Annotated in this window: 20 protein-coding genes; 14 read left to right on the forward strand and 6 right to left on the reverse strand. The window is 63.4% G+C overall.

The features are described from left to right. Positions 1-23 precede the first annotated feature (23 nt). The 4 genes from OEZ71_RS15680 (at position 24) to OEZ71_RS15695 (ending at position 5,565) form a co-directional block, all read left to right on the forward strand. On the forward strand, positions 24-1,412 hold the full coding sequence (locus OEZ71_RS15680) for an aldehyde dehydrogenase family protein (RefSeq protein WP_263740967.1): 1,389 nt from the start codon (positions 24-26) through the stop codon (positions 1,410-1,412). Then, positions 1,409-2,557, forward strand: coding sequence for an iron-containing alcohol dehydrogenase (locus OEZ71_RS15685; protein ID WP_263740968.1), 1,149 nt, complete (start codon positions 1,409-1,411; stop codon positions 2,555-2,557). The genes OEZ71_RS15680 and OEZ71_RS15685 overlap by 4 nt, the downstream gene beginning before the upstream one ends. Before the next feature lie 204 nt (positions 2,558-2,761). Further along, a complete protein-coding gene (locus tag OEZ71_RS15690; protein WP_263740969.1) occupies positions 2,762-4,870 on the forward strand; it encodes a YjbH domain-containing protein in 2,109 nt (702 codons plus the stop codon). Further along, positions 4,849-5,565 (forward strand): YjbF family lipoprotein, encoded by a 717-nt coding sequence (locus tag OEZ71_RS15695; RefSeq protein WP_263740970.1) that lies wholly within the window; start codon positions 4,849-4,851, stop codon positions 5,563-5,565. Before OEZ71_RS15690 ends, OEZ71_RS15695 begins: the two co-directional genes overlap by 22 nt. A gap of 106 nt (positions 5,566-5,671) precedes the next feature. On the opposite strand, the gene OEZ71_RS15700 is transcribed toward OEZ71_RS15695, so the two are convergent. Beyond that, on the reverse strand, positions 5,672-6,061 hold the full coding sequence (locus OEZ71_RS15700; protein WP_263740971.1) for an excalibur calcium-binding domain-containing protein: 390 nt from the start codon (positions 6,059-6,061) through the stop codon (positions 5,672-5,674). A gap of 150 nt (positions 6,062-6,211) precedes the next feature. On the opposite strand from OEZ71_RS15700, the gene OEZ71_RS15705 reads away from it, so the two are divergent. From OEZ71_RS15705 to OEZ71_RS15720, 4 genes are read left to right on the forward strand one after another with little or no spacing between them, the layout of a single operon-like run. After that, positions 6,212-6,466, forward strand: a complete 255-nt coding sequence (locus OEZ71_RS15705) for a hypothetical protein (RefSeq protein WP_263740972.1) — start codon at positions 6,212-6,214, stop codon at positions 6,464-6,466. A gap of 55 nt (positions 6,467-6,521) precedes the next feature. Next, positions 6,522-7,307: a formate/nitrite transporter family protein gene (locus OEZ71_RS15710; protein WP_263740973.1), complete on the forward strand. Its 786-nt coding sequence runs from the start codon at positions 6,522-6,524 to the stop codon at positions 7,305-7,307. A gap of 54 nt (positions 7,308-7,361) precedes the next feature. Beyond that, positions 7,362-7,844: a GNAT family N-acetyltransferase gene (locus OEZ71_RS15715; RefSeq protein ID WP_263740974.1), complete on the forward strand. Its 483-nt coding sequence runs from the start codon at positions 7,362-7,364 to the stop codon at positions 7,842-7,844. A 42-nt stretch (positions 7,845-7,886) separates the two neighbouring features. Then, the gene (locus OEZ71_RS15720) at positions 7,887-8,600 is read left to right on the forward strand and encodes an NYN domain-containing protein (protein WP_263740975.1); all 714 of its coding nucleotides are present in this window, start codon (positions 7,887-7,889) and stop codon (positions 8,598-8,600) included. A gap of 69 nt (positions 8,601-8,669) precedes the next feature. Here the strand turns inward: OEZ71_RS15720 and OEZ71_RS15725 are convergent, their stop codons facing one another. Next, complete coding sequence (locus OEZ71_RS15725; protein WP_263740976.1) at positions 8,670-9,296, reverse strand: TetR/AcrR family transcriptional regulator; 627 nt, start codon at positions 9,294-9,296, stop codon at positions 8,670-8,672. A 117-nt stretch (positions 9,297-9,413) separates the two neighbouring features. Continuing rightward, positions 9,414-9,590 (reverse strand): hypothetical protein, encoded by a 177-nt coding sequence (locus OEZ71_RS15730; protein ID WP_263740977.1) that lies wholly within the window; start codon positions 9,588-9,590, stop codon positions 9,414-9,416. 167 nt (positions 9,591-9,757) lie between these two features. On the opposite strand from OEZ71_RS15730, the gene mbfA reads away from it, so the two are divergent. Genes mbfA through OEZ71_RS15760 form a run of 6 tightly spaced genes read left to right on the forward strand, consistent with a single transcriptional unit; the run spans position 9,758 to position 15,148 of the window. Further along, entirely contained in the window at positions 9,758-10,735 is a 978-nt protein-coding gene (gene mbfA, locus OEZ71_RS15735) for an iron exporter MbfA (RefSeq protein ID WP_263740978.1), read from the forward strand. A gap of 30 nt (positions 10,736-10,765) precedes the next feature. Beyond that, positions 10,766-11,461, forward strand: coding sequence for a nitroreductase family protein (locus OEZ71_RS15740; protein WP_263740979.1), 696 nt, complete (start codon positions 10,766-10,768; stop codon positions 11,459-11,461). Positions 11,462-11,502: 41 nt separating this feature from the next. Beyond that, positions 11,503-12,432, forward strand: a complete 930-nt coding sequence (locus OEZ71_RS15745; RefSeq protein ID WP_263740980.1) for an AEC family transporter — start codon at positions 11,503-11,505, stop codon at positions 12,430-12,432. 14 nt (positions 12,433-12,446) lie between these two features. After that, the gene (fghA, locus tag OEZ71_RS15750) at positions 12,447-13,280 is read left to right on the forward strand and encodes an S-formylglutathione hydrolase (RefSeq protein ID WP_263740981.1); all 834 of its coding nucleotides are present in this window, start codon (positions 12,447-12,449) and stop codon (positions 13,278-13,280) included. A 3-nt stretch (positions 13,281-13,283) separates the two neighbouring features. Next, a complete protein-coding gene (sthA, locus tag OEZ71_RS15755; RefSeq protein ID WP_263740982.1) occupies positions 13,284-14,708 on the forward strand; it encodes a Si-specific NAD(P)(+) transhydrogenase in 1,425 nt (474 codons plus the stop codon). Beyond that, positions 14,705-15,148: a YaiI/YqxD family protein gene (locus OEZ71_RS15760; RefSeq protein WP_263740983.1), complete on the forward strand. Its 444-nt coding sequence runs from the start codon at positions 14,705-14,707 to the stop codon at positions 15,146-15,148. The genes sthA and OEZ71_RS15760 overlap by 4 nt, the downstream gene beginning before the upstream one ends. Before the next feature lie 45 nt (positions 15,149-15,193). Here the strand turns inward: OEZ71_RS15760 and holA are convergent, their stop codons facing one another. The 3 genes from holA to leuS are packed head-to-tail and all read right to left on the reverse strand — an operon-like array spanning position 15,194 to position 19,255. Next, positions 15,194-16,216, reverse strand: coding sequence for a DNA polymerase III subunit delta (gene holA / locus OEZ71_RS15765; RefSeq protein ID WP_263740984.1), 1,023 nt, complete (start codon positions 16,214-16,216; stop codon positions 15,194-15,196). After that, complete coding sequence (gene lptE, locus OEZ71_RS15770; protein ID WP_263740985.1) at positions 16,213-16,710, reverse strand: LPS assembly lipoprotein LptE; 498 nt, start codon at positions 16,708-16,710, stop codon at positions 16,213-16,215. Before lptE ends, holA begins: the two co-directional genes overlap by 4 nt. After that, entirely contained in the window at positions 16,697-19,255 is a 2,559-nt protein-coding gene (gene leuS / locus OEZ71_RS15775; protein ID WP_263740986.1) for a leucine--tRNA ligase, read from the reverse strand. Before leuS ends, lptE begins: the two co-directional genes overlap by 14 nt. Between the last annotated feature and the right edge of the window lie 69 nt (positions 19,256-19,324).

Consider the following 19,324-nt stretch of genomic DNA (forward strand, 5'->3'; position numbering starts at 1 on the left):
ACCGGGCGCCGAGTGAGGACCAAATGACCAAGATGATCCAATGTATCTCGCCCGTGGACGGGCGGGTCTATGCCGAACGCGCGCCCCTGTCGCCGGAGGCGGCGGCAGCCTCAGTGGCGCGAGCCAAGGCCGCGCAGGGCGCATGGGCCGCCCGCCCGCTTGAGGAGCGCATCAGGCTGGTGCAGGCCGGTGTCGCCAACCTCAACGCCGACAAGGACCGCATCGTCGAGGAACTGGCCTGGCAGATGGGCCGCCCGACCCGCTTCGGCGGTGAATTCGGCGGGCTGAACGAACGGTCGAACTTCATGGCCGGGATCGCGGCTGAGGCGCTTGCGCCGATGGTGGTTGAGGACAGTGGCACCTTCGCCCGCCGCATCGAATTCGCCCCCCATGGCGTCGTCTTCGTCGTGGCGCCCTGGAACTATCCCTACATGACCGCGATGAACACCATCGTTCCGGCGCTCATCGCCGGGAATGCGGTCATCCTGAAACATGCGAGCCAGACCCTCGTCGTCGGCGACCGCATCGCCGAGGCGCTGCACAAGGCGGGCGTGCCCGAGGATGTGTTCCAGAATATCGTCCTCGACCATTCAGGGACGGAAAAGCTGATCGCCGACCGCAGCTTCGGCTTCGTGAACTTCACAGGCTCCGTCGGTGGCGGGCAGGCCATCGAACGCGCGGCGGCGGGCACCTTCACCGCGCTTGGCCTCGAACTCGGCGGCAAGGATCCCGGTTACGTGATGGAGGATGCCGATCTCGACTGGGCCGTCGACACGCTGATGGATGGCGCGATGTACAATGCAGGCCAGTGCTGCTGCGGGATCGAGCGCATCTACGTCAATCACAAGCTTTTTGACGATTTCGTCGAAAAGGCGGTGAGATGGGTCAATACGCTGAAACTCGGCAACCCGTTCGACGCCGAAACCACCCTTGGTCCGATGGCCAACAAACGCTTTGCCGCCACTGTCCGCGCCCAGACCGAAGAGGCCGTGGCCGCAGGTGCCAAGACCCTGATCGAACGGCAAAACTTCCCGGCCGACGATGGTGGGGCGTACCTGATGCCGCAGGTTCTGGTGAATGTCGATCACTCCATGCGGGTGATGACCGAGGAGTCGTTCGGCCCCGTCGTCGGTATCATGCCGGTGAAGTCCGACGAGGAAGCGCTCGCCCTCATGAACGACAGCCCCTATGGCCTGACCGCCAGCCTCTGGACTCAGGATCAGGACCGCGCGTGGAACATCGCGCGCAAGATCGACACGGGCACCGTCTTCATGAACCGCGCCGACTATCTCGACCCGGCGATCTGCTGGACCGGCTGCAAGGATACCGGCCGTGGCGTCGGTCTTTCCAAGCTCGGCTACCAGTCCGTCACCCGTCCCCGTTCCTACCACTTCCGCAAGGTGAAAGCATGACCGCGCCTACCGCCAACTGGTCCTATCCGACCGCCGTCAAATTCGGCCCCGGCCGCATCAGGGAACTTGCCGATCACTGCAAGGCCGTGGGCATGAAGAAGCCCCTTCTTGTAACCGACAAGGCGCTTGCCGCGCTGCCGATCACCGCGCAGGCGCTCGACATTCTCGACGCTGCCGGGCTCGGTCGCGCAGTCTTTTCCGAGGTCGACCCGAACCCCAATGAGATGAACATGGAGGCCGGGCTGAAGGTCTACCGCGCCGGGGGCCATGACGGCGTCGTCTGTTTCGGCGGTGGCTCGGCGCTCGATCTTGGCAAGATGGTCGCGCTGATGGTCGACCAGAAAGTGTCCGTCTGGGAGCTTGAGGATATCGGCGACTGGTGGACTCGCGCCAACCCCGCCACCATCGCTCCGATCATCGCCGTGCCGACCACGGCGGGAACCGGATCGGAAGTCGGCCGCGCTGGCGTCCTGACCAATTCCGCGACCCATAAGAAGAAGATCATCTTCCACCCGAAACTCCTGCCCGCCGTCACGATCTGTGACCCCGAACTGACCGTGGGCATGCCGAAGTTCATCACGGCCGGTACCGGCATGGATGCACTCGCCCATTGCCTTGAGGCCTATTCCAGCCCCTTCTACCACCCGATGTCGCAGGGCATCGCGCTGGAAGGCATGCGGCTGGTGTTCGAAAATCTGCCTAAGGTCTATGCCAACCCGACCGACCTTGAGGCCCGCGCCCATATGATGAGCGCCGCCGCCATGGGGGCGGTGGCCTTCCAGAAGGGGCTTGGTGCGATCCATTCGCTGTCGCACCCCGTCGGCGCGGTCTACGGCACCCATCACGGCACCACGAACGCTGTGGTGATGCCGATGGTTCTGGACTTCAACCGCCACGCCATCGATGGGCGCATCGAACAGGCCGCCGCCTATTTGGGCATCAAGGGCGGCTTTGACGGCTTCCGGGCACAGGTCATGGACCTGCGGTCTGAGCTTTCCATCCCCGAAAACCTCACCGCGATGGGGGTCGAGGCATCGCGGCTCGACGAGCTGACCGAGATGGCGCTCGAAGACCCGTCCTGTGGCGGCAACCCGGTCGAGATGACGCGCGACAATACCCGCGCGCTCTATCAGGCCTGTATGTAAACACAGCCTCCGTCCCGACACCTGTCGGGACGGAGGCTGTACGGATAACATACAAAAAACGCCCGCCTGCCATGCGTGGCTATAGTTGCATTTTTGCAAAGGCACTGGCGGCGGACCGCCCGAAAGACACGCCAGGGTAAGCTTGCCTCTGGAGGCGCTCCGCCAAGCATGTATAGTGCCCCCCAACTAAGAATGGAGAGCAGGTTGCGGGGGCAGCATAGCGCAAGACTGGCACTGGCGGGGGCCGCGACATTCGGCGCGGTGATGGCCTATGCCGATCCGATCTTGCAGCAGACACCGGGCACATTTGGCCTTCCGGGCCTGATCGACATGCCGACCGCCGAAAGCGCGCCGGAAGGCACGCTCGGCGCGACGTTGTTCCGGTTCGAGGGCGGTCTCAGGATGACGGCGACCTTCCAGGTCACCGACCGTCTGTCGGGTGCATTCCGCTATTCCCGAGTGCCGGACGTCTTCACGGGCGGATCGGACCTTTATGACCGGTCCTTCGACCTTCACTACCGGATTCTCGATGAAAAGGGCTGGCGTCCCGCAGTTGCTGTCGGTCTGCGCGACTTCGTGGGAACCGGCATCTATTCGGGCGAATACCTCGTCGCCACCAAGACCATCACCCCGCGCCTCAAGGCGACGGCGGGACTTGGCTGGGGTCGGCTTGGCAGCAATGGCGATATCGGCAGTCCCTTCGGCGACCGCCCGCCCCTGGATTTCGGCGAGGGCGGCAAGGCCAATACCGACCAGTGGTTCCGCGGCCCGGCCGCACCTTTCTTTGGCCTTGCCTGGCAGGCCACCGACAAGCTGAGCCTCAAGGCGGAATACTCGTCCGACGCCTATGATACGGAAACCGCCGCCGGGACCTTCAACCGCGACAGTTCGCTCAATCTCGGCTTCAATTACGCGATCAACCGGACGGCCAGCCTGTCGGGCTACTACCTTTACGGGTCCGAGGTCGGGCTTCAGTTCAACCTCGCCATAGATCCGCGCCGACCGGTGGCGCCGAGCGGTCTGGAAACCGCACCGCTCCCGGTCCGGCCACGGCCAACCCGCGCCGCTGATCCAGAGGGCTGGGGGTCCGACTGGGTCAACGACCCCGAGGTGCATCCGGGCGTTCAGGTAGCGATTGCCATGGCGCTTGAGAATGACGGTCAGGTCCTTGAAAGCATGTCACTCTCGACGACGCGGGCCGAAGTGCGCGTGCGCAACGAACGCCACCTGTCCCAGCCGCAGGCGGTGGGACGCACCGCCCGCATACTGACCCGCGCGCTGCCGTCCTCGGTGGAGATCTTCGTCATCACCTCGGTCGCAAGCGGCATCCCCGCCTCGTCGGTCACACTCCGGCGCAGTGATATTGAAGCGCTGGAAAGCGATGCCGCCTTCAAGATGCTGCGCACGGCGGAGTTCAGCGATCCCCTGAACGGCCCGGACGAGGGCCTTGTCCAGACGCCGGGCGTCCATCCCCGCTTCAGCTGGGCGCTGACGCCCTATGCCGAAATGTCGGTCTTCGACCCCGACGATCCGGTACGCGCCGATGCCGGGCTTCAGCTCAAGGGCCGCTATGAATTCGCTCCCGGCCTGGTCCTGTCGGGCAAGGTTCGCAAGAAACTCGTCGGCAATCTCGACCAGTCGACCCGGGTTTCGGATTCGATCGTGCACCACGTCCGGTCTGACCTTGTCGAATACCAGAAAGAGGGCGATCCCGCGCTCCACAACCTGACCTTCGCCTGGTATTCGCGGCCCGCCCCGAACCTTTACGGGCGCGTCACCGTCGGTCTTCTGGAACGCATGTATGGCGGCATTTCCGGCGAGCTTCTGTGGAAGCGCGTCGACAGCCCCTTTGCCCTCGGGGTCGAGGTGAACCGGGTCAAGCAGCGCGACTTCGACACGCTCTTCACCTTCCGCGACTATGAGACGACGACCGGCCATGTCTCGGCCTATTACGATTTCGGCAATGGCTTCCACGGTCAGATCGACGCCGGGCGCTATCTGGTCGGCGACTGGGGCGCGACGTTCACGCTGGACCGCGAATTTGCCAATGGCTGGAAGGTCGGCGCCTATGCGACCGTCACCGATCTCTCCTCGGCTGAGTTTGGTGAGGGCTCGTTCGACAAGGGTATCCGGCTGACGATCCCCGTCGCCTGGGTCACCGGCCAGTCCACGCGCACCAAGGTTTCGACCGTGATCAAGCCGCTGAACCGCGACGGCGGCGCGCGGCTCGATGTAGACGGCCGGTTGTATCAGACGATCCGCGACACCCACCAGGGCGACATGCAGATCCAGTGGGGGAGGTTCTGGCGGTGATCCGGCGTAATCCGGCAAGGTCGGCCTTGCTCGCATCGCTTGTTGTGCTTTTGGCGGCCTGCGGCAGCGACCGGTCGCAGACCGATGGCGGCCGCGCCGCTTTGGGCGCGGCGAAGGCCATCGCGGCCAAGATGCGCGCGGGCAAGGCGCCCGCCCAATCGCCCGATCCCGAACAGATGGCGGCGACTGCGAAGGCCTCGTTCGAGGGCCCGCTGATCCTCGCCGAGATCGAGAACACCGGGCTGATGACGGCCCTGGGCGAATATGGCCGCAATGGGTCGGTGCGCACCTATTCGACACCGAACAAACAGACACTTTCGTTTCGCGGCGGCGTGCTGATCGCCTCGCGCGGGCTTGGGTTTGACCTCATGTCATCCGACACCGGGAACGCGGTCGCGCTGATCACCGGGCGGCGGTCGGGGACCAGCGACCGCTCGTATCGCTATCTCGACGGCGAGTGGCGCGAGCGGCCCTTGCCGATGACCTGTACCTACAGCTCCGGCGCGGCAAGGACGCTCAGCTTCGCCGGAACGAGCTATGCCACGGTTCAGATCGACGAGACCTGTCAGGCGAAGGGTCAGTCACTGACGGTGACGAACAGCTACTGGGTGACCGGCAACGGCACGATCGCACTCTCACGGCAATGGATCGGCCCGGCGCTGGGCCATGTCACCGTGCAGCTTGTCCGCCCCTGACGGGTGGGGAATACCTCCGGCATCCTTCTGTTGAATGCAGCGGTGATGACCGACCGTTGCCGTACGCTTTGCCGAAACCTGCCATACGTTTTGCCGCCAGCCCCCGTCAGCCATCGCCCGCCGGTTTCGGTCGCACGAATTTCGCCCCGCCCGCCTTCGTCACCGTGACCTGACCGTCGGCGGCCGTGGCGGGCGCACAGGCGATCCCGTCGCCGTCCGGGTCGTTCCGGTCGTGATAGCCAAGCTCGCCCATCCGCGCCCCCGCGAGCCCGATCGCCGCCGCAGCCGGGCAACCGGCACGCGCAATGAGATGGGCAAGCGCCTCAGCCGGGGGATAGGGGCTGGTGCGGATATAGATCGAAACCGCCGTCGCCACTGCGATAACCGGAATGGCCATTAGCTTGGCGAGGGTCGAGGACAGAATTCGTCCCAAACCCGGTCTGTTCCGGTCACGGCGGCCGGACGTTCGTTCCTGCAAATGTGGTCTTGCGGTCATGAACGCTGGCTATCCGAACACTATGACCTGATCATGGCAGGCGCGGTCGGGAGCAGTCGGCCTCACCACTCTGTGATACGCAAAAATCCCACTGCCCGACTCATCCGCCCGGTGATAGCGTGCGCCCGCAACCCCTTTGGAGTGACGCCCATGCGCGCGCTTTTGCTTGCCCTGACTCTCGTTCTTTCCACCCCCGCCATCGCTGACGAAACCACGGGCAAGATCCTCGCCTTCGACCGCGTGGCGAATGTCATCGTGCTTGACGACAAGACCATCTGGCCGCTGGCCGACACGACCGAAATCTCTCCCGACCTCGTCGCCGGGGACATGGTCAAGATCGACTATGTCGGTGGAGGTGATGCAGGCGTCGCCTCGATCACCAGCATCTTGAGGGTCGAAGGCTGACGGTGTTTCGCGGACAGAGTGGACGGCAGTAACATATCCGCTATCCTCTCCGTACATGAACGACACACCGCATCCAGACGCCTTCAAACCTGCCGAGATCGCCCGGCTTATAGAAGGCGCGGGCGTGGCCAAGGCTGCGCTGCCGCTGGTGCAGATGTTCGTGCTTGCCATGCTCGCCGGGGCCTTCATCGGTTTCGGGGCGGCGGCCTATACGATGGTCATGACAGGCACCGACATGGGCTATGGCCCGGCGCGGATGCTCGGCGGTTTGGTCTTCTCGCTCGGGCTGATCCTTGTTGTGGTCGGCGGAGCGGAGCTTTTTACCGGCAATGCCCTGATGGTCATGGCGGCAGTTGACGGGCGGATCACGCCACAACAGCTCTTTCGCAACTGGGCTGTTGTCTATCTCGGCAATCTGGTGGGCGCGGTCGGACTTGCGGTGGCCTTCGGCCTGTCCGGCCTTCTTGACGGAAAGATGGGCGGGACGGCAGCGCAGATCGCCCTGGCCAAGTCCAACCTGCCACCGGTGGAGGCCTTCGTGCGTGGCGCGCTCTGCAACGCGCTGGTCTGCCTTGCGGTCTGGCTGACCTTTGCCGCGCGGACGGCGGCGGGCAAGATCCTAGCCATTCTCTGGCCAATAACCGGTTTCGTGCTGCTTGGCCTCGAACATTCGGTGGCCAACATGTATTTCTTCCCGCAGGGCTGGGCCGCGGGAGGCGAAGTGGACCTGACGGGTGCGGTGACCAATCTTCTCTGGGTAACGCTCGGAAACATCCTTGGTGGTGCGGGCGGCGTGGCGCTGGCCTACCGTTACGCCTATCTGGGACCGGCAGGCAGGTGATGCGACCGAACCGCCTGTCACCCGATCCCATCACCGCATCTAATTGGAGCAAGTATGCAGATACGTCCGGCGACCGAGGCAGATGACGACAGCATCTGGGCCATGCTGGAGCCCGTCTTCCGCGCGGGCGAAACCTATTGCATTCCGCGTGACGTAAGCCGTGACGAGGCGCTCGACTATTGGTCCGGCGCACCGCATCGGGTCTTTGTGGCCGAGGAAAACGGCATCCTCCTAGGCACCTATTTCCTGACCCCCAATCAGAAGGGTGGCGGGGCGCATGTCTGCAATTGCGGGTTTGTCACGGCCACCGGGACGACGGGCAGGGGCGTGGCCCGGCACCTGCTGAGCCACGCGCTCCATGCCGCGAAGGCCGCCGGTTACCGCGCGATGCAGTTCAACTTCGTGGTTGCGACGAATACTAGGGCGATCGCGATCTGGGAAAGCCATGGCTTCAACACCATCGGCCGCTTGCCCGGGGCCTTTCTGCATCCGCGGGAGGGTTACGTCGACGCGCTGGTCATGTACCGTGCGCTGTGACAGGGTGGTGGTTACGCCCTCCCGCACAGAAAGTAATCGATGATGGCCCGCGCCGACATTCCCCTGCTTGCCGTTCTGATTGACGCCGACAATGTCGTTTCCCGAAATGCAGAGGCGATCCTGAAGGAAATCACGGCTTACGGAGAACCCGCTTTGCGACGGGTCTACGGCGACTGGTCTAACCCCCAGCTTAATGGCTGGAAGGAAAAAGCACGCCAGCTTGGCCTCGTGACGCATCAGGAATCGGCCAATACCAAGGGCAAAAACGCCAGCGATATCGGCCTCGTGATCGACGCGATGGACATTCTGCATGCCGGCAAATTCGACGGATTCGTATTGATCTCGTCAGACAGCGACTTCACCCGACTTGCAAGCCGTATCCGCGAGGAGGGACTGGAGGTGATCGGCATCGGCGAGGCAAAGACACCCGAAGCCCTGCGCAATGTCTGCAACCGATTCGTCTTTATCGAGAACATAGTTGAGGATCCGGAACCCACCAAAGGTGCGGCAGCCAGATCCGGGGCGAAGCGGTCGCCTAAAGAAGCGGTCGATCTGATCATCCGGGCAATGGCCAAGATAGATCAGGAAGATGAATGGTATCTTCTCGGCCTCATCGGGCAAAGGATCGTGGCCGACAATCCCGATTTCGACACCAGGACCTACGGGAAGCGCAAGCTGAGCGATCTTGTAGGTGAACTCAAGCGTTTCGAGACCAAGCGCGAGGGTAATCATGTCTTTGTCCGCAGGATAGACTGACGCGGCTCGGATTGTCTGAAACCCAAGATAATGGGGCTTTAGAACTGCGCATTCCTTGGGGCTGAAGGCTCACTTCACCCCATATCGTGCCAGAAACATCTCGACCGCGCCCATGGCCACGCGGTTCCGGTCGTCCACCGAAAACTCGCGTTTGATGCCGAAGCAGACGCAGGGAAAGATGTCGGCCTTGCACAGTTCCGCGAACTGCGCGGCGGCAAGGGGAATGTCTTCGATCACCAGTTCGCCGCGTTCCACTGCCCCGGTCAGGTAGGCCGAGATACGTTCGTTCAGAAGCCCCGGCCCGGTCGCGTAGAATTCCTGTCCAAGCTCCGGGAACCGTTCAGCCTCGGCTACGCAGATGCGGAAGGTTGAGCGGCCGAAATCGCTCAGGAAGAAGTCGACGATCTTGCGGGCCGCCACGGGAAGGACCATCTGCGGCGGCGCTGTGAGCGTGACAAGCGCCTCGGCCTCGTCCGCCTGGCGCTGGCATTCGCCCTTGGCGACCTCGATGAACAGCATGCGCTTGTCGGGGAAATAGGCATATAGCGTGGCTTTGGAGACGCCCGCCTCGGCTGCGATATCGTCAACGCTCGCGCCCTCGAACCCGTCCCGCAGAAACACGGTCCGGGCCCCTTCCAGCACCTGATCGAACTTGCGGCCCCTTTTGATGGTCGCAATGGCGGCGTTTGCTGTCATTCGGTCACTCCCCGCAGAAAGGATAGACCGCCTGCATCGCGGACGACAAGCGCGGACACGAAAAAACGGGCAGGCCTGAGCCCGCCCGAGGATCCCGCCGGGATGAGGCAGGGGTCGTCACTGACCTTTCGGTGCGCAGACCTGTGTGGTCACGCTGTGGCAGCCCCGGGTGGCGCCGGCACCATCGGTCGGAAACTGAAGTCGGGGAAGGTCAAACGTCACGCCGCCTGCAAGGGCCGGGGCTGCGGTCAGTCCAAGGGCGATTGCGGTGATAAGGGTGCGAATCCGTGTCATGGGAGACATCCGTTCTGAACTGTTTCGTTTAGTAATTTCGATCTAAACCGATCAGTTCAGAATTTCAAGACCAAACTGAACTCATTAGTTCAGAATTGGTCGCTTTCCGCTCTTGCCGCACCGCCTCCGGCCCCCTAGTTTGGAATCGTTCCAAACTGGAGACCGCCATGATCCCCGGCTTTGCCAGCCGCCGCCGTTTCTCGGACCTGAGCGAGCAAGAAGTGCTCGCGCTTGCGATTTCGTCCGAGGAGGATGACGCCCGCATCTACCGGACCTATGCCGAACGGTTGCGCGCCGACTTTCCTTCATCCGCCGCCGTTTTTGAGGCGATGGCGAAGGAAGAGGACACCCATCGCCATTGGCTGATCGAACGCCACAAGGCGCGGTTCGGGGATGTGATTCCGCTGATCCGCCGCGAACATGTCGCCGGATTTTACGCCCGCCGACCCGTCTGGCTGGTGGAAAATCTCGGCCTTGACCGGATGCGGGGCGAGGCCGAGGCTATGGAGCGCGAGGCTGAGGCCTTTTACCGCCGCGCCGCCGCCGCGACCAAGGATGCCGAGACGCGGAAGCTTCTTGGCGATCTGGCTGCCGCCGAGGCCAAGCACGAGAAAAAGGCGGGCGATCTGGCCGAGGCGCATCTGGACGAAGCGGCAAAGGGGGAGGAAGACCGGGCCGCCCACCGCCAGTTCGTGCTGACTTGGGTTCAGCCGGGTCTGGCCGGGCTGATGGACGGTTCGGTTTCCACCCTCGCACCGATCTTTGCCACAGCCTTTGCGACGCAGGATACCTGGACGACCTTCCTCGTTGGTCTTGCCGCCGCCGTCGGCGCGGGCATCTCGATGGGCTTTACCGAAGTTGCGTCCGATGACGGTGTGCTCTCGGGCCGCGGCTCACCCATGAAGAGGGGTATTTCGGCCGGTGTGATGACGACTTTGGGCGGGCTCGGCCACGCACTGCCCTATCTGATCCCGGATTTCTGGACCGCGACAGTCATCGCCATCGCCATCGTCTTTGTCGAACTATGGGCCATCGTCTGGATCCAGAACCGCTACATGGAGACCCCGTTCCTACGTGCGACCTTTCAGGTCGTTCTGGGCGGCGCGCTGGTCTTTGCGGCTGGCGTTCTGATCGGGGGCGGGTAGTATCCCCGGCAAACTGCCGGGGAGTGATCCATGTATTTCAAGGACAAGGTCAGCTATCAGCCGGTCCCCCTGCCTGACTGGGTGGCTTTGGGCGATGCGGAGGCCTTGAAAGCAGCCGAGGCATTCCGCGACTACATGAAGAAACGCCATACTGTGCGCGACTTCAGCCCCGAACCGGTGCCGGATGAGGTGATCGCAGCCTGCGTCGCCGCTGCCGGCACCGCGCCTTCGGGAGCCAATCATCAGCCTTGGCATTTCGTGGCGATTTCGGATGCAGCGATGAAGGCCGAAATCCGCGCTGCCGCCGAGAAGGAGGAGGAGAATTTCTATGCAGGCGGCGCGGGCGAGGAATGGCTGAAGGCGCTGGAGCCGATCGGGACAGGTGTCTACAAACCCCATCTCGATATCGCGCCCTGGCTGATCGTCGTCTTCGCGCAGCGTTACGGCGTGACCCATGACGGCGAGCGCTACAAGAACTACTACGTGCCCGAAAGCGTCGGCATCGCCACCGGCTTCCTGATCGCGGCCTTGCACCATGCCGGGCTTTCAACGCTGACCCACACGCCCAATCCGATGAAGTTCCTCAACGGTCTCTGCGATCGCCCGGACAGTGAAAAGCCGGTGATGATCATCGCCGTGGGCCGTGCGGCGGCCGGAGCGACGGTGCCTGCGGTTGCGAAGATCAAGAAACCACTGTCACAGATTTTGACGGTTCGGAAGGGCTGAGGCGCTGGTCCCGGCAATGGCACCGTGCTAGGCGGGGAGCGATGCTGGCGATCTTCCTGAAAACACTTCCCTTCTTCGCGCTGATCGGCCTCGGCTGGTTCGCAGGCCGTATCCGTTTCTTCCCCGAAGCCGCGACTGAGTATCTCACCCGCTTCGTCTTCTACTTCGCGCTCTCGGCGATGCTCTTTCGCTTCGCCGCCAAGCTGTCGCTGGCGGAGATCTTTGACGCGCGGTTCGCCGCTGCCTATCTGACCGGCTGCCTCGCGGTCTACATTCTGGCGGCAATCGTGGCCCGGCTGCGCGGCATTCCCGCCACCGAAATGGCAGTGGAGGCGCAATGCGCCGTGATTGGCAACACCGGCTTTCTCGGGGTGCCGCTCCTGACCGCACTTTTGGGTCCCGAAGCTGCAGGGCCTGTGCTGATGCTGCTGGCCATCGACCTCATCGTCTTTTCCAGCCTCATCACCCTCATCATCACCGGCGCACGGGAGGGACACCTTTCGCCCCGCATCTTCAAGACGCTGGCGCTTGGCCTTCTAAAGAATCCGATGATCGTGGCGATGGTGCTTGGCCTTGCGGTCTCTTCCGCCAACCTGACGCTGCCTGCCCCGGTCGATGAATTCCTGATGATTCTAGGTGCTGCGGCCACGCCCGGCGCGCTTTTTGCCATCGGTGCCTCGCTCGCGTCGAAAACGGCCGAAAGATTGTCGGTCGCGCTCTGGCTTTCCTTCGCCAAGCTGGCACTTCATCCCTTGGCGGTTGCCATTGCAGCGCTGGTGGTTTTCAAGGTCGAACCCTTCGCGGCGGGCGTGATGATCGCGGCGGCAGCCTTACCGGTGGCGGGGAATGTCTATATCCTCGCCCGCAATTACGGGGTCGCGCCACAGCGCGTGTCGGCCTCAATCCTGATTTCCACGATGGTCAGCATCGTGACCGTATCCCTGGTGGTCGCCTGGATCACCGGAGCCTGAAGAAAGGAAGACCCATGCAGACGCTTTCCGAAAACAAATGCTTTGGCGGTATTCAGGGGGTTTACAGCCATGCCTCGGATGCCTGCGGCTGCGATATGACCTTCGGGCTTTTCCTTCCGGAAGAGGCCACGGACGGTCCCGTGCCGGTGCTGTGGTATCTGTCGGGCCTGACCTGCACGCATGAGAATGCGATGGTGAAGGCAGGTGCCCAGGCTTGGGCGGCCGAGGCGGGCATTGCGCTCGTCTTCCCCGACACCTCTCCGCGCGGCGAGGGCGTGGCCAATGACGAGGCTTACGATCTCGGCCAGGGCGCGGGCTTTTACGTCAACGCGACCGAGAAGCCGTGGGCCCCGCATTTCCGGATGTGGGATTACGTGGCCGAGGAATTGCCCGCCATCGTCACCGCCAACTTCGCTGTGGCTGAGGACCGGCAGGCGATCACCGGCCATTCGATGGGCGGGCACGGGGCGCTGACCATGGCAATGCGGCTTCCGGGACGGTTCCGCTCCGTCTCGGCCTTTGCGCCGATTGCGCATCCCAGCCAGTCGGACTGGGGCAGGAAACAGCTTGGCGCTTACCTCGGTTCTGACGAAAACCTCTGGGCGCCGCACGATTCCACGCTTCTGATGCGCCGTCTCGGCTTCGATGGGCCCATACTCATCGACCAGGGCTCCAAGGACCAGTTCCTCGACCTCTTGAAGCCCGAGGCGCTGGCGCAGGCGATGATGGAGCGGCGTCAGAACGGCCAGTTCCGCATGCAACCCGGATACGACCACAGCTATTTCTTCGTCTCCTCCTTCATGCGCGACCACATCGCCTTCCATGCCGAAGCGCTCTATGCGGGGTAAGACATGAGCCATTATGACCTGATCATCATCGGCTCCGGCCCGTCAGGCAAAGCCGCCGCGATTCAGGCGGGCAAGCTCAAGCGCAGGGTGCTGGTCATCGACCGCAAGGACCGGCTGGGCGGCGTCTCCGTCCATACTGGCACGATCCCGTCGAAGACCCTGCGTGAGACGGTGCTGAACCTTTCCGGCTGGCGCGAGCGGTCGTTCTATGGCCGCTCCTACCGGGTCAAGGAGGACATCAGTTCCGACGACCTGAAGAACCGGCTGCACAAGACCTTGGATTACGAGGTCGACGTGCTGGAGCACCAGTTCAACCGCAACCATGTCGAGACGCTTCTGGGCGCGGCGAAGTTCACCGGCCCGAACGAGGTGGAAGTGGCGACGCAGGCGGGCGAGACGGTGCAGATGACCGCCGACAAATTCCTGATCGCCACCGGGACCAAGACCTACCGGCCAAAGGACGTGCCCTTCAATGGGAAGACCGTGGTCGACAGCGACGACTTCCTCGAACTCGGGCAGTTGCCGCGCTCGCTCTGCGTCGTCGGCGCGGGGGTGATCGGCGTCGAATATGCCACCATGTTCACCGCCCTCGACGTGCGCGTGACCCTGATCGAACCGCGTGAGAGCTTTCTCGATTTCATCGACCGCTACACGATCAGCGAGTTTACCCATCAGGTGCGGGAAAACGGCCTCGACCTCCGGCTTGGATCGAAGATCGATAAGATCGAGGATGCGAAGACCCATGTTGAGGTGACACTGGAAAATGGCCGCCATGTCCGGACCGAGATGCTGCTCTACGCCGCCGGCCGCATGGGGGCGACGGATGCGCTGAATCTCAAATCCGTGGGGCTGGAAACCGACCATCGCGGGCGGCTGGAGGTCGACCGCAAGACCTACCAGACCAAGGTGCCGCATATCTACGCGGCGGGTGACGTGATCGGCCACCCCTCGCTTGCCTCCACCTCGCTGCAACAGGGCCGTGTTGCGGCCTGCCACGCGCTCGACACGCCCACACTGAAGGAAAGCCCTTGGTTTCCCTACGGCATCTATTCGGTGCCGGAGATTTCCACCTGCGGCATGTCCGAGGAAGAGGCGCAGGGCAGGGGCATTCCCTATGAGGTCGGCATCGCCCGCTTCCGTGAAACCTCGCGCGGGCATATCATGGGGCTGGAGCATGGCATGCTGAAGATGCTCGTCAGCCTCAAGACCCGGCGGCTGCTGGGCGTGCAGATCGTGGGCGAGGGCGCGACGGAACTGATCCATATCGCGCAGGCGGTGCTGAACCTGAAAGGCACGGTCGATTATTTCGTCGAGAACACGTTCAACTATCCGACGCTCGCCGAAGCTTACCGCATTGCCGGGCTTGATGCCTTCAACCGCATGCCGATCCCCGAGGAGTTCAAGGTCAAGCGCAAGGGCAAGGCATGACGCTTTACGTCGATGCCGATGCCTGCCCGGTGAAGGAGGAATGCATCCGAGCCGCCGACCGGTTGCGCGTGCCGGTCAAGATGGTCTGCAATGGTGGCATCAGGCCGTCACCACATCCACTGGTCGAGACAGTCTTTGTCACCGAAGGCCCGGACGAGGCGGACAAGTGGATCGCCGAACGCGCAGGCAAGGGTGATGTAGTGATCACCGGCGACATCCCTCTGGCCGCGAAATGCGTGGAGGCCGGGGCGCTTGTGCTGAAACACAATGGCGAGGCGCTGACCGAGGCCAATATCGGCAACGCGCTCGCCACTCGCGACCTGATGGCCGATCTGCGGTCTGCCGATCCGTTCCGAAAGGGCGGCGGACGGCCGTTTTCCAAACAGGACCGCGCGCGGTTCTCCTCCGCGCTTGATCGGGCGCTGAGGGCGGCTGCGTAGTCGGTTCGCCACCAAGTCCCGTCAACCAACACTTTCTGTGGGTCTTTACCGCCTGTTCAGCATCGCAAGGCGGATCAGCGCGCGCTCCATTACCGCCATGGCAGGCGCGCGGGAGGTGGACCGAAGCGTCAGGTCGGTATCGGTCAACAACCCCAGCGCGGTTTCCAGCCGGTGCATGCCCCAGTTCTGCGCCTGTCTGAGCATCCGCTCGCGGCGCGGGCCGAAAACGGGAGGGCGCATGCGGGCGATGCCCTCGGCTGCGCCGCCGGGGGCGGACGCGGCAACATGCAGCGTGCGGAAATGGCGCATCGCTGCGATGGAGAGTGTGACCGGGTTCACGCCCTGCCCTTCAAGCCGCCGCATCAGGGGGCCGATATCGCCCGCCCGCGCCTCGGCGGCGGCATGCAGGATATCGTCAACTTCGGCCTCGATCGTCGCGGGCGCGCAGGCAGCGACGTCGGCGGGCGTCAGCGGAGTCGCATCGCCGAACTTGTACAGCGCGACCTTCTCAACAGTCTGGCGGAAATCGCCGGGATCGAGGTCGCGGGCGAGCGCCAGCAGATCGGTCATTGCCTCGCGCCCGATATCCTTCAGTCCTGCCTTGGCCAGTACCGCCTCGATTTCCTCGCGGCTCGGTGGATCGTCGTAGATGCCCGCAGCATAGGCGTTCGGATGTTCCTCGAACGCCTTTTTCAGCGCCGAGGCCTTGGTCAGCGTTCCGGCGGTCACGACCAGCATCGCGTCGCCCTTCTGCCAGTCGGCAAGGGCCGCTTTCAGGACTGGGGCGAGCCCGTCGGTCGCGTCCTCGACAAAGGCGACACGCTGGCCGGGAAAGAACCCCTGCGCCTTTAGCGCATCGGCGACCAGCGCCGGGTCCTTGCGCAGATCACTTCCCGGGATACGGGTCAGCCGCATCTCGGCCTCTCCCTCCGGTCCGATCAGGGCGGCGATGACCTCCTGCCGCTTCAGTGCCACCCGCATCGCGTCAGCCCCGAAAATCAGCAGACCCGCACGGTCGTGTTCAGGCTGCGCAAAAAACCGGGTCGCTGCGGCGCCGGACAGTTTCACGGCCGGTTCCACTCCGCCGAGGTGGCGATGAGCTGGGTCACGATCCTGTCGGCGAGAATACGCATGAGCCTTGTCCGGGCATCCGATTCGGATGCCGCTGCGGCGACCGAGGTACCAAAGGCCGAATAGGCGGTGAAGGAGGACACCTTGCCCGAACTCAACGCCTCGTCCGTTCCTGCGTCGTGGAGCGTGTAGGCCACTTTGCCGATCACCTGATAACGATTGATGCGGTTGTCCTGCGCGATGGCTTGGCCTTCGACCTCTACCTCCACCCGGTAGGACAGGCGGAAAGCGGCGGCAGCGGGCCGACCCAGCCGTTCCTCAAGCCGCTCGACAAGGTCGAAATCGTCCTTGTTTTCAGGGGCATCCACCGTAACCCGGTCCAGAAGACCCGTAGCTTGACCGCCCGGCCCGTAGGCCGGCGCAAAGCCGCAGGCCGAGAGCGGCAGCGCTGCCGCCAGTATCAGAAAGGTTCTGCGGTCAGATGACAACATTGACGATGCGCCCCGGCACGACGATGAGCTTTTTCGGCGCGCCGCCATTCAGCGCCCGGATGACAGCTTCGTCGGCCAGCACGATCTTTTCAACCTCGGATGCGGGCATTTCCTTCGGAACGCTGATTTCCGCGCGGCGTTTGCCGTTGATCTGGATGGGCAGGGTAACGTTGTCGTCGACCAGCATCGCCGGATCGGCCTTTGGCCAGGGCGCTTGCGCGATCAGCCCTTCGCCGCCCTGATGGGCCCAGATATCCTCGGCCAGATGCGGAGTCATGGGCGACATGAGCTGCGCCAGCACCATGATCGCCTGCCGCTGGACCGGCTTTGAGGCGTCGGATTTCTGGATCGCATTGGCGAATTCGTAAAGCTTGGCGATGGCCTTGTTGAAGGCGAAGCCCTCGATCGTCTGCGTCACGTCATGGATCGCCCGGTGCATGGCGCGGGCCAGATCCTCGTCCCCCGTGCCCGGCTTGCCGTCGGGCAGCGACCCGATCCGGTCTGAGAGCGTCCAGACCCGCGTCAGGTGCTTCTGCGCCGCCTCGGCCCCGGCGGCGGTCCATTCGACGTCGCGTTCCGGGGGGCTGTCGGACATGACGAACCAGCGTGCGGTATCGGCGCCGTAACGGGCAATGATGTCCATCGGGTCGACGACGTTCTTCTTTGACTTCGACATCTTGATGACCGGCCCGATATCGACCGGCGTTCCATCGGCGAGCGTCGCGCCATCGGCAGTGCGGGTCACGTCATCCGGCGTATGCCAGACCGGGCGGCCGTCCTTGCCTTTGGTCGAATAGGTCTCGTGCGTCACCATCCCTTGGGTGAAGAGCGCATTGAACGGCTCGACCGCCTTTTTCGGCAGGTGGCCGCAGATATGCATCGCCCGGGCGAAGAACCTCGAATAGAGAAGGTGCAGGATCGCGTGTTCGATCCCGCCGATATATTGGTCCACATTCATCCAGTAATCGGCATCCTCGGCCACGGTTGGCGTGTTCGCGTGCGGCGCGGTGAAGCGGGCGTAGTACCAGGACGAATCGACGAAGGTGTCCATCGTGTCGGTTTCGCGCTTCGCGGGCGCCCCGCATTTCGGGCAGGCGCAGTCCCGCCAGGTCGGGTGACGGTCCAAGGGATTGCCCGGCTGGTCGAAGCTGACGTCATAGGGCAGTTCGACCGGCAGGTTTTCCTTCTTCTCCGCGACCACGCCGCAGGCCTCGCAATGCACGACCGGGATCGGGCAGCCCCAGTAGCGCTGGCGGCTGACACCCCAGTCGCGCAGGCGGTAATTGGTGACACCCCGGCCGACGCCCTTGCCTTCGCAGAAAGCGATTGCGGCATCGACGGCCGCTTCGCCGGTCTGTACCTCATCCCCCGCAAAGCCGCGGACATAGCGGACGCGTTCGGATTTCATCGGCACATAGGCCTCGGACAAGTCCGCTTCCTCTGCCCCCTCGGCCACGAAAACCGGCGGGATCGGCAGGCCGTACTTCGTGGCAAAATCGAAGTCGCGCTGGTCATGCGCCGGGCAGCCGAAGATCGCGCCGGTGCCATAGTCCATGAGGATGAAATTGGCGATATAGACCGGCATTTCCCAAGCCTCGTCAAAAGGATGACGGACATGGATACCGGTATCCAGCCCCTTCTTCTCGGCCTTTTCCAGCGCCTCTTCCGACGTGCCGATGCGGCGGCATTCGGCGACAAATTCGGCGATCTTAGGATCGTGGCGTTCCAGATGCTTGGCCAGCGGATGATCGGGCGAGATCGCCGCGAAACTCGCCCCCATCAGCGTGTCGGGCCGGGTCGTATAGACCTCCAGCCGGTCAAAGCCCTCAGGCGCATCGACGGTGGAGAACGCGAATTGCAGCCCGCGTGACTTGCCGATCCAGTTGGCCTGCATCAGCCGCACCTTCTCGGGCCAGTCCTTCAGCCCGTCGATGGCGTCCAAGAGTTCACCGGAAAAATCCGAGATGCGGAAGAACCACTGCGTCAGCTCGCGCCGCTCCACCTCGGCACCCGAACGCCAGCCCTTGCCGTCGATCACCTGTTCGTTCGCCAGAACGGTCATGTCGACCGGGTCCCAATTCACCACCGCGTTCTTGCGATAGACCAACCCTTTTTCCATGAAGTCGATGAACATCGACTGCTGCTGGCCGTAGTACTCCGGGTCGCAGGTGGCGAATTCGCGGGACCAGTCGATGGAAAGGCCCAAGGGCTTCATCTGGCCGCGCATCTGCGCGATATTGCCGTAGGTCCAGTCTTTGGGATGGCCGCCCCGTTCCATCGCCGCGTTCTCGGCGGGCATGCCGAAAGCGTCCCAACCCATCGGGTGCAAGACCGAAAAGCCGCAAGAGGATTTGTAGCGCGCCACGACATCACCCATCGTGTAGTTGCGCACATGGCCGATATGGATGCGCCCCGACGGATAGGGAAACATCTCCAGCACATAGTATTTCGGCTTGGCCGGATCGCGCCGCGCGGTGAAGCATCCGGCCTCTTCCCAGGCCTTCTGCCATTTCGGTTCGATCTGGGCGGGGTCGTAACGCGACATGCTTTATCCTCGGCGCTTGGTCCGCGCCGGTTATACAAGCGCCGTGGGCAAGGTCCAGAGTTTCCCTCT

Source organism: Albidovulum litorale (assembly GCF_025751495.1).
Lineage (GTDB): Bacteria > Pseudomonadota > Alphaproteobacteria > Rhodobacterales > Rhodobacteraceae > Albidovulum > Albidovulum litorale.